Annotated in this window: 8 protein-coding genes and 1 pseudogene; 1 reads left to right on the top strand and 8 read right to left on the bottom strand. The window is 33.1% G+C overall.

Going from position 1 to position 11,711, the window contains the following annotated elements:
• Positions 1 to 340 (top strand): annotated as a pseudogene (locus tag BTJ66_RS05210) (transposase); the annotation flags it as partial.
• On the opposite strand, the gene gtfB reads toward BTJ66_RS05210, so the two are convergent.
• From gtfB to BTJ66_RS14085, 8 genes are all read right to left on the bottom strand, one after another.
• Positions 318 to 1,598, bottom strand: a complete 1,281-nt coding sequence (gene gtfB, locus BTJ66_RS05205) for an accessory Sec system glycosylation chaperone GtfB (RefSeq protein WP_099089900.1) — start codon at positions 1,596 to 1,598, stop codon at positions 318 to 320. The pseudogene BTJ66_RS05210 and the gene gtfB overlap by 23 nt on opposite strands.
• 45 nt (positions 1,599 to 1,643) lie before the next feature.
• Positions 1,644 to 3,152: an accessory Sec system glycosyltransferase GtfA gene (gene gtfA, locus BTJ66_RS05200; protein ID WP_099089899.1), complete on the bottom strand. Its 1,509-nt coding sequence runs from the start codon at positions 3,150 to 3,152 to the stop codon at positions 1,644 to 1,646.
• 16 nt (positions 3,153 to 3,168) lie between these two features.
• Entirely contained in the window at positions 3,169 to 5,556 is a 2,388-nt protein-coding gene (gene secA2 / locus BTJ66_RS05195; protein ID WP_099089898.1) for an accessory Sec system translocase SecA2, read from the bottom strand.
• Positions 5,540 to 6,508 carry an accessory Sec system protein Asp3 gene (gene asp3, locus BTJ66_RS05190; RefSeq protein ID WP_099089897.1) on the bottom strand — a complete coding sequence of 323 codons (969 nt, stop codon included), beginning with the start codon at positions 6,506 to 6,508 and terminating at the stop codon, positions 5,540 to 5,542. Before asp3 ends, secA2 begins: the two co-directional genes overlap by 17 nt.
• On the bottom strand, positions 6,505 to 8,055 hold the full coding sequence (asp2, locus tag BTJ66_RS05185; protein WP_099089896.1) for an accessory Sec system protein Asp2: 1,551 nt from the start codon (positions 8,053 to 8,055) through the stop codon (positions 6,505 to 6,507). The genes asp3 and asp2 overlap by 4 nt, the downstream gene beginning before the upstream one ends.
• A complete protein-coding gene (asp1, locus tag BTJ66_RS05180) occupies positions 8,055 to 9,602 on the bottom strand; it encodes an accessory Sec system protein Asp1 (RefSeq protein WP_099089895.1) in 1,548 nt (515 codons plus the stop codon). Before asp1 ends, asp2 begins: the two co-directional genes overlap by 1 nt.
• A gap of 10 nt (positions 9,603 to 9,612) precedes the next feature.
• Positions 9,613 to 10,815, bottom strand: coding sequence for an accessory Sec system protein translocase subunit SecY2 (gene secY2 / locus BTJ66_RS05175; protein ID WP_099089912.1), 1,203 nt, complete (start codon positions 10,813 to 10,815; stop codon positions 9,613 to 9,615).
• A 147-nt stretch (positions 10,816 to 10,962) separates the two neighbouring features.
• Positions 10,963 to 11,562, bottom strand: coding sequence for an LPXTG cell wall anchor domain-containing protein (locus tag BTJ66_RS14085; protein ID WP_476662001.1), 600 nt, complete (start codon positions 11,560 to 11,562; stop codon positions 10,963 to 10,965).
• Positions 11,563 to 11,711: the final 149 nt, after the last annotated feature.

Below are 11,711 nucleotides of genomic sequence, written 5' to 3'. Positions count from 1 at the left end.
TCTCAAGTTAACCAAAAGCTTTCAGAACCAGAAACTAAAAAAATCTATAGTCAAAGAAAAATTGACGTAGAACCAGTTTTTGGATTTATGAAGGCTATTTTGGGTTTCAATCGCATGTCGGTTCGAGGAATAAATAAGGTTAAACGAGAGCTTGGTTTTGTCTTAATGGCACTAAACATAAGAAAAATAGTAGCTCAACGAGCTACAAAATTATATAAAAATAAAGAAAACGTCAATTTCTATATAATTTCAATAGAAATTGACGTTTATTCTTTAATCAGAAATGTTTATGTCCCGGACTCTTTCTCGTATATCAACTATTGTTGGAACGCTTGATTAAATGCTTCAACTGTTATTTCTATAGCATGGGCATGCTGGGCGTTTAACGCATTTTCAAAAATAGATACTTGTTGATAAATTTGTTGCATATATAGTTTCAGTTCTTCAGAGTCATTGGATTTATCAAACCGATGTTGTTGCGCAGTCACAGTGTGATTATGCGTAACATCTGTATAGCTTAAAATTAACAAGTCGTAATCAAAAGCTTTTTTTACCGCATTTTCAATCTCATTACCTTCATTAATATCTAAATATATATCACATAATGCATATAGTGTTTCAATTGTTTCCTTATCAATCTCTGGAAACAATTTAACATTTTGGTATTGCCCTATATCTAACAGTTTTGTAGACATCTCTGTAATCGCACCAATATAGAAATCAATATCTTCGTTTGCTTTCACGATGGACTCAAGATTAATGATTTGATCAGAATTGGTCATAATCAGTGCATGCTTTTGATGTCTATTTTCTTTTTTGTACTGATAAATATAACCCGCTGAGGTCACTAAACTCTGACTATTTTCATTAAGTTGACCGTATATCGAATGAAATTCCTCTTTATCTGGAATAAGAACGCGTGTCTTACGACTCGTATGTCCATTAAAAATAAGTTGCATGTTTCCTGGAATTTTACCATTACTATGCTCTTGCCAGAATAATAAATCACGACCTGGCGTATCTAAATTGTAAGTGACTGAGAAAGGCGTTGCTAGCGAATTAATAACTATTTCTGTTAAATCCGCTTCAATTTGTTTTAAATAAAATATTAAAAATGCGACTTGCGATTCAAATAGATATGTTTTGCCCTTCCAATCCAACACAATTGTTTTCGTCTTATAATTTTCATAAAACACTTCTTGTCCTTGTTGATTCATATATTTTTTTAAAATTGGTTCACCTTGGGCATCCAAAGTCATTTGTGCGAATTTGACACCGTGCTTAGTATAATAGTCGATAAAACGAACAGCACCATGTTGATCAAGCCATTCTACATGATTTATTATTCTATGTTCATAGTATTTTTTATAAAAAATTTTACCACGAATGACGCCCATATCTAGAATTAGAGCATGATCATTATTGCCTTCAATTTCCCAATATTGTGGAATTTCTACATCATTAAAAAATTTAGCGTTGGCATTGTCATTTTCAACGTTATAACCGGCGAAAAATTTATATGGTGAATGAATCTCGTCTGGCAAGAAACCATCCTCATGAATGACAATTGTTTCATTATCATGACCGGCAAGTTTCATGTTTGATGCAATTGTTCCGTTATTTGATTATAATGTTCAAATAAATTAATCATGTAGCACCTCTTCTATAAGATTTTGCCATTTCTGCTCAATTTTTGGGGTTAAAAAGTCCCTTGCAATGTCATAAGAAGTACGATGTGGATTTGCCATATCACCTTCAAAATACGCAATGATATACTGCGCTATGCGTTCAACAATGTCATCAGTGCTATCTTCTTTCAACGAAATAGGTACCAGGTACCCATTTTCATTGTGTTTAATAAATGTTTGGTTACCGTAATTAACATCAAAGCCTATCATACTTAACCCTGAACCTACTGCTTCCATAAGCGTCAACCCAAACCCTTCACTTGTTGATGCCGATACAAACAACTCATATTTACTGTAAACTTCATCTAATTTCACATGCCCTAAAAGTCGAATATAGGATTCAGCTTCATGTTGCAGAATTATATCTGAAATATTCTTTTTCTCTCCACCTTCACCGTAAATATCAAATGTAAGTTTCGATACTGTTTGTTTCGCTTTAATGACTGCACGAACAAGCCAATCAATATGTTTTTCACTCGCAAGTCTTGAAGCCGTAATGATAGCGTAAGGTTTTCGACCGTTTTGCGACTGTTGTAATGATGCTAAGCTTCCGACTGGTATCGTGTAGATTTTAGGTTGAAGTCCTTTATATTTTTGAAATTGTGTACTCAGGATTTTATTTTGTAGGTCTGTTGCTGTGATAAAGAAATCAATATCTTTTGCATTTGAAAATTGATATTCATAATAACTATTCCATAAAATATGTGAGTCATTCATGATGTTGTTACTGAAATGTTCCGCGTGTACAGCAACACCTATTTTACTTTGACCTTTATGTTGAAGCACAGCTTGTCCTATTTTTGTCGCTCGGTCTAAAATAATCATATCTTTCGATGTTAACTGCAATCGACGTATGAAATAGCCGACAAACTCTGCCTTGCTATATAGCTTGGCATCGTCAAATGCAAATGTACTCTCGTCCCCATCTACATATTCATTATATGCAATCGAGCCATCCTCATTATAGAATTGTCGCATATAAATTTTTGCACGATTTTCAAAAGGTGCATAATACTCAGAAAATACACGTACATAGCTATAGAAATCTTTTCTTACTAAAATACCCTTAATTACAAATTCAGCACGGTCGACATACGGTTCATCTTGATTTTTCAAATAACACGTCACGAATGTTTGTTCATTATTTAAAAATAATCTTACTTTCTTATCAATTTGCTCAGTGTGTATGACCGCTTCACCTAGAGTGTTTTTCAAATCACCTATCGTAAAAGTTGTGGGTGCAATTTTAATATCTGTAAAATATTGATACAGCCAAATAATCTCATTATCATGGAAACCCATATTACTCGTAAGTGTTTGTATGTTCTCATTTTGTATAAAATCTAAATAGACAAATTTTATATTTTGACTCGACTGTCTTAACAACTTTGCACGGTACGCTTGAGCATACTCTACACCACTACTTGCCCAACCAATTCCAAAATTTATATTATATATAGTCATGCATACTCACCTCATTTTATGGAAAATGTATAACTAAATCATCGTATTCATCATAGGTAATCATACTTTGACATAGGTTTCTAATCATATTGCGCTTAATTTTTATAACCATTTCATCATAAGCGTCCAACGCGACTTTATGATATTCAAAAATAGCATTTCGCTGACCATTTTGACGGTTGCCTACACTTGCTTTCAACTGTTGCAAGTTGTCAACTTGGTCAATCCAACCACTATCCACAGCTTTCAATATTGCTTTACGAACAAAGTTTACATAAAAGTAATCATTTTTAAGTTTTTGTTTGTTCTCTGCCATTTGTTCATGGAATTGATGCATCAAGCTTTGTATTGCTGCTTCTTTACTTTGCGTCCGAATACTTGTCATTTTACCTTCAAATTTAAAACTAATATTATTATAAATATAATGCATCAGGCTTTCTTGTGTTAAATGCACCTCTTTGTTCAATGCATATTCAAATACATCTTGAGCCAATTTATCTATATTGAAATCATCACTTTGAATCATTTCCAAGATTCTGTCGCGTTCTGCGTATACAAGTTCCCTTTGTATACTAATACTTTTTTCATATTCATTTGCCATTTCACGCATTTTAGCGCCTTGTTCTTCTGATACACGTTGTGCCTTGTTCACGCTGTGTTTCACTCTGTGTTGGAAGACACGACTATTTTCAAGACTGTTAGAGTCATAATCATTAAGTATTTGATTATTTTGAAGTTTACCATCTCCCCATCTTTGTACAAGATAATCATCTAATGAAATATAGATTTGTGAACTCCCAGGGTCACCTTGCCTTCCAGCTCTTCCGCGCAATTGTCTATCTACACGACTATTCTCCATATGTTCACTGATAATTACAGCTAGCCCACCCAATTCATGAACATCTTTGTCTAACTTAATATCAGTCCCTCGGCCTGCCATACTCGTCGCAACGGTAACTGCTGATAAATAGCCCGCTTCTGCAATCATTTGCGCTTCTTTCGCAACATTTTGTGCAATAAGCAAGTTATTGGGAATATCCATTTGAAAAAGTGTTGCTGAAAATGCTTCTGCTGACTCTGCTGTACGTGTTATCAAAAGCACTGGTCGTTTTTTATTTTGATAAGCCACAACCGCATCTAAAATCGCACTATTTTTATCTTCACCATTGATAAAAACTTTATCTGCATAATCTATACGTTGAATTGGTATATCTGTTGGTACTTGTACAACAATTTTTGAGTATAATTCAAAAAATTCTTCTTCGCCTAATTTACCAGTGGCCGTCATACCTGAAAAATTATCAAATTGTTTAAACAAATTTTGAAATGTAATCGTAGCCATAACACTTAGGTCTTTGGAAATTTCTACTTCTTCCTTAGCTTCTAACGCTTGATGTAATCCAGCTTGCATTTTCGTACCGGGTAGCATCCGACCTGTAATACGATCAATCAGTATAATTTCACCATTTTGAATAAAATAATCTAAATTAATATCAAATAAATATTGTGCACGTATCGCCAAGTTAATATTGCGTACTAAATCAAAATAAGGTTCATCATAAATATTCGATACGTTGAAATATTTATTTGCCGCCTGTATTCCTTTATCCGTTAACCAAACTTCTTTTTTTGATTTTTTTAGTTTAATATCTTCGTCATCTATTGTTTCGACAAAACGTTTAACAGTGTGGTACAAGTTAGATTGTACTCTTGGAGCTCCAGAAATAACTAAAGGTGTTTGAGCCGCATCTAAAATAATAGAATCTACTTCATCTATAATTGCAAAATTCAAGTCAGGTAAGAATTTATTTTCTAGATTATCTGCTAAGTTATCAATCAAATAATCGAAACCTAACCTACCATTCGTTGTATAAATGATATCATGCTCAAATATTGCGCGTTTTTCACCTGGTCCATACTCATAATCTACAATATCAACAAAACCTAACGAAGAAGACAGGCCTAGCCATTCATAAAGTGGCTGCATTTCTAAAAAGTCTCGCTTTGCAAGATAATCATTTGTAGTAATCAGATACGCACCTTTACCCGTCAAAGCATTCAAATAAAGCGGCATGGTCGCTGTCAACGTCTTACCTTCACCCGTCTGCATTTCAGCTATATTGCCTTGATGAAGAACAATAGCACCCATCACTTGTACATCTTTAGGGTACATACCTAAAACACGTCGGCTTGCTTCTCTTACTACCGCATACGCTTCTGGCAATAATTGTTCTAAAGTCATTTTACTTTCTGACAACATCACTTTGAACGACTCCGCCTTAGCTTGTAGTTCTATATCGCTACATAACTGAAATTCTTCACTATAAACATTTACTTTCTTAAGTAATCTATGGACTTTATTTAACCGTATACGATTGACTGTCGAATTAATTTTTTGTTTCATGACTAACCTCGCTATTAATAAGACTACGATCTAAATATTTTAAATAACGTGCATGGTTGAGTATATTTTTGAAAATATTCAATTCATCACTTTGCATTTCATGATTGAAATATATATTAGGCGTGGTCACATTTATATTCCTCGCGTCATCTAGTTCAATATTTAATGTTTGTGCCAATTGTAAATCTCTATGTGACGTTATATAGACTTCACTTTGAACAGTCCGATTTAGTGCTTTCGCTAATTCATTTGATTGAGGCCCATATCCTATAAGCCTAATTTGTTTATTTATGCTTTGTCTTTTCAAATAGTCTATTAAAATATTCCAGTTGCTATGAAGATTTTCCTTATTCCAATTGCGTGCGACTATGACATTATGAATATGTTGAATACCTTGATTTGATAATGGTAATACTATGTCTGTTGATGGTTCTTCAATTACTATATTTAACGCATTCAACAATATATTTGTGTTTTTCAAATCAGTTATTTCAATATTATTATGCTTTATAATTCCTGGGTTAATGCTTTCAATAGAAATCTTTTTGAATTTTAAATGAGTCGCTGCTGCGTTAATCATTTGAATTTTATAAGCATAGGCATCTTCAGGATAAATAATGCTTTCACATTTTTGCTTAATAATTTGATGGCGAATCACTGTCCCATTTTTACGATAAAAAATAATTTTAAAGTAAATACAATATTCGGGGGTCACTTCATAATCAAAATTGAATTGATAATCTTGCCCCTTTTCTAAAATTGGTAATTGCGGCGTTGTTTTATCTTTATCATAGGTGCTTAACATTTTCCATTCTTGAATTATAATTCCTGAAGGCATCAATACATTTTCAAAAATTGTTTCTTCAGGTCTAAAATTTAACTTTGTACCATATAAAAATGTAGATTTATCTGTGTGATTCCATCTTATTGTGAATTGATGATTTACTTTCATTTTTTTACTCTCCCAAATCTACTTTCTAAAATAATATGATAAAAATTTACAAACCAACTTGTAATCGTCGGTGAATCATCATTGTGTCGCCCTGGTACTGCGCGACTCATGACTCTAGCTTGTTGACTGCTCAATAAGGGTAACAATTCTGCAAATGCCTTTGTATCATAATCATCGTGCTTCATGTAAGCAATAGCGAATGTGGTATCAGTCAATGTCGCTTGTTGCATGACATCCCAAAACTTCCTGTTTAATTTATTAATATCACTCTGAGTTAAATCACCTTCATTTTTCATTAAAACATCTAAAGCAGTGCCGAAGTCTTCCGGGCGTTTCAATGCCATATTGTCTGCGACTGTACCAACGTTTATTAACGGTTTCCCGATCACAACACCTGCTGGGTTCAAACGTGCACCATAATAAAGTGCACCAAATGACCCCATTGATAAACCTGATAGAATTAAATCTTGTGACTCAAAATCTAGCCATGCTAACTTTTCTCGAATAATATTTTGAATCGCATTTTCATATGCTTCAGACCCCAGATAAAATGCGCCACCTTCAATTCTTGGATCACTGATTAATAAAAATGGTGCATCGAGACCAATCATCATAAAGTATCCTTCAAATCCTTCTTGTGAACGGTAACCACTAAAATACACATTCAGTGGTGGTTTCATGTCACCCGGATTGAAATAGTGGAAAAACTCTTCTCTATTTTCATCAACGAATCGCTGTCCACCTAAAATAAATTGACCCAATTCTTTACGTGACCATCGTTTATGAATCGCACCAATATATAATTTGCCTTTACCGCTTGCCTTTGCAGAGACGCTCACATACGCATCCTTGGGTCTCTCTTTAATTTCTATAGGGTTTTGTAACGCCTGTTCATCAACAATATGTTCTTCAATTACGGTGTCAACGGTGCCACTTTGAATGACTCTAAAGGTATATTCAACTTTAACAGTGCCTTCCGTCTTAAATTCTGGCCAAATTTGAGTACCTTTCTCTTTATCACAAACTACGCTATTTCTCCATGAAGCAACAGGCGTACTGATTTCTCCAAAATCTCCAGATAATACTAAATATTTATTACCAATGTATTCCGTTTCTCCTCTGAACTTTGGATCAACAGTACAATATTTAGGATATACCTTATCCCCATATTGTCCTGAAAATGTAATAGCCTGTAACTTTTCTTCAAGCATAACCTGCGATTCATATGAGAATGGTTTTATGAAATTATTTCTTGTAATTGATGATTGTTCAAAATCCGATCCCCAGTAATGTTCGTCAATATACGTGTTATGTGGCATACTTACTAAATTTAAAACTTCTAATAAAGCATGAGAATATGATGTTTGAACAAAAATAAAATCCAATTTACCATTCATTTCTAATATATCTTTCACACTTTGTATATAGTCTTGATCACTTTGAAACAGTGACACGTCTAAATAATCCCATATTACTTGTTGCTTATAATCAACGACATATTCTAAGTCAGTGCCACCTATCTGTAATACATTAAATTGTCGTGCCATTATAAATCACCTTCTATAAAATGGTTTAAACGTTCAATAATTTTTTCAGAGGCAAAGGCTTCAACTAACTTTATAGAATAAGCATAAGCATAGTTCCAATTTTTTAAATGTCCTAAAAAATAATCTAAAGCCGGAAGAACGCTGTTAATATCTGAAATAACTAATCCATTAACTTTATCTTTCACGTAATCTGTGTGTCTTATATTAATTTGTGGAATACATGCACTGATACTACTAATTTGTAAAAATAAATTGGGTTCTTGATTCAAATCGATAATTATTCGTAATTTCGAAATGATTTCAATGATGTCTGTTTCAAATGGTACATGTTCGAGTTCTATTACAGTAATATATTCCTCTTCTTCAGCTAACAAAGCTGCAATACTGTCTTCAGTTTCATCAATAGTATTACGGCTATCATTAATCTCTTTAATTTGTTCTTTTAACCATGTCGGGGCATCTTTGGCTTCCTTTTGGCTTAATAAAATGATTCTCATATCATCATTCTGCCCTATATAAATAATCATCTGGTTTAATAATGTCTGTAGTGCTTCATCTGACAAACCGTCTATCCAAATTCCGATATACGTTTCATATAGTTGACTACTAATATTCGGAAAGACTTGAGCATCAAATGGTGTGATACGCATTATTTTGGAGGAGATATCCTGTTGTATTTTATATTTTTCTAGCATCTGCTCACTATCTACTAAATCAACTAACCAATAATCACTATGTTTAATTGATGAAAGTTGTGTTTCTGACATTGGATAATTCCTATTTTTAAAAATTGAAAAACATATTTTGAATGATTCCAGTTTAGACGATAAAAAAGTATTATGACGCTCGTCAGCTGCAATAATAACTGCATTCACATCTTTTCTTTTGGTAAGATATGCTGCTAATTTCTCTTGTATTAATAAATCCATTCGCGCATAACTAGAAGTATTAAACATTTCTAAATATGTTTCAGCTACCATAACTTCATCTGTTTTAATATTTTCAGTCAGAATGCAATCCCCATTAATTGTCATATATTCTTGTTTTTCAGGATGGCCATCTGAATCAAAGTAACGAATGGCTGATAAAAAACCTCTGTCGTCTAATATATAGCGCTTCGTCCGCACCTTCTGTTCAAATACTTCAACCCAAACGATATAACCATCTTGATTAAAATAAATATTTGAATATTCGTTTTTATCCGTTATACATCGTACAAGATACGGTGTATAGACAAATTCGGTTCCTTCTGGCCACTTTAACACTTTAAAATCAATAGGTTTTGGTGTTTGATGCTGAAACCCTTGTATATCATCAAATAAAGACCAATAATTTATTTCAAATAAATCATGTCTATGCAGAAAAGTTCTTAAATCTGGATGATAATTCAATACTAACGTTTGAAAGTCCACGTTATTTTGATGATGCATATGCATCAAACTAATCATTTCATCAAATTCGGAAATTTTGCGTTGATGGTAAAACGGTACAGACTGATTTCGCCACCATTTCTCTTTGTCATACCACGCTGGAATAAAATATTTCATAAATAGCTCCTCACCAATATTTGTTCAAAAATCTCTTATATTTATCAAAATATAAATAGGTTTTTATCGTTTCTGCAATATTAATACCGATATACACTAAAACTATCAACTGTATTGCAAAATAAATTTGTTGTGCTAATTGTGGCACAAATAATGTACTATATAATGGCACTGCAATAATACACGCGACAATGATTGATCCAATCCAACATATTTTTCGTGCTTTCTTATTTAAAAACCTTTCAGTGGCTTCACCTGGTTGAATCCCTACAAAATAATTACCAGACCTTAGAAAGTCTTTTGATTTATTTTTTGTGTTTAAAATAAATCTAGATAACAAGTAACCTAATATAATTTGTAAAAACATATATAATGTAATACCCGTTCCATTATTAAATGTAAGTAACTGTATAGGTACTTCGCCTTGATTTACGAACCTAGATAATATTAGATTAATTATATTATTAAGTAAGATAAACACTGACACACTCATCATGATTGAAATACTACCTGCTGGATTTACTTTCCATGCAAGATATTTTTTGATTTCATCATTTTCAATATTCATAATATCTCGATAATTTATATGATATTCTATAAGTTCCATCACTAATAAAATAAACAGCGCTATAACAATGGCCACAACAATAAAACTTATAATGATAGTACTCGTATGTAGTGCTCCTAGTTTTTGTTGAAATAGTGATTTTACAATACTCATCAATACAATTGGCATCGGTCCTGCTACACCATACCTTACATTTTGATCTGCTAGCCAAACCAACAACATCGTTCCTGTAACTATGACTAAAAGTAATATAAATATATTTTCTGAATGAATTTTTTCTTTTAAAACATATTCATGAATGACAAAATAACCCTGGATAACACTGAGGACTAACGTTAATAATTTTTCTTTATAATGCTTTTCCTTACGCGTTTGCCTAGATGCTTTATCCATATTTCTGTACGCCAACAAACTAAAGAAAATTAATGCAGTTAACCATGGTCCGAGTCCTAACGAGAAAATGTTCAGTGTATGAATATCTCCGCCCATATTTGAAACTGCTACCTTGTAAAATGAATTGTCATGTTTTTGCACCCCATTTTCTGCAACTAATGAGATGTTACTTCCTAATATATATATAAATAAAATTAAACAAGTGAATAATAATCTTTTATAAAGTATTTTATACTCAGTTTGCTTAAAAATACGCTTTGTAAATTTATTTTTCACAATATACCTCTTTTTTGAATCATTATATCAAAAAGGCTAAGGATATTATCATTTTAAATCCATAAATTATATGAATTTTAAAATGATTTATCTCTTAGCCTTTTTTTTAACTGAAAACCTTAATTAAGATTTATCTTGGTTGCCCTTTGATTGCTTTTTAGATTTTCTAACTAAGCCAAGACCTGCAAGCATTGCTAATGCTGCGCCAATTAATCCTGATTGATTTTCAGAGGTCTGACCCGTTTCTGGTAATGCTTCTGTTTGTTCCTCATTATAACTTTCTCCAGATTCTTTATTAATTTGTGAATCTGTTGATGGATTTACATCTATCTCCGAAGTGCTTAGTGATGTTGACGCACTGTTCGAATCACTCACGGACGTACTTAATGATGTCGACGCACTACCTGAATCACTTAATGATGTACTCAACGACGTTGACGCACTATCTGAATCACTTACTGACGTACTTAGTGATGTCGACTCACTACCTGAATCGCTTAATGATGTACTCAACGACGTTGACGCACTATCTGAATCACTTACTGATGTACTCAACGACGTTGAGGTACTGTCTGAATCACTCACGGATGTACTTAGTGATGTCGATGCACTACCTGAATCGCTTAATGATGTACTCAATGACGTTGACGCACTACCTGAGTCACTCACTGATGTACTTAGTGATGTCGATGCACTACCTGAATCACTTAATGATGTACTCATGATGTCGACTCACTACCTGAATCACTTAATGATGTACTCAACGACGTTGACGCACTATCTGAATCACTTAATGACGTACTTAGTGATGTTGATGCACTGGTTGAATCACTCACGGATGTACTTAGTGATGTCGATGCACTATCTGAATC

This window comes from Staphylococcus edaphicus, assembly GCF_002614725.1.
GTDB classification, from domain to species: domain Bacteria; phylum Bacillota; class Bacilli; order Staphylococcales; family Staphylococcaceae; genus Staphylococcus; species Staphylococcus edaphicus.
Note: the sequence above shows the minus strand (reverse complement) of the source record. Positions and strands in the feature narration are given on the sequence as shown.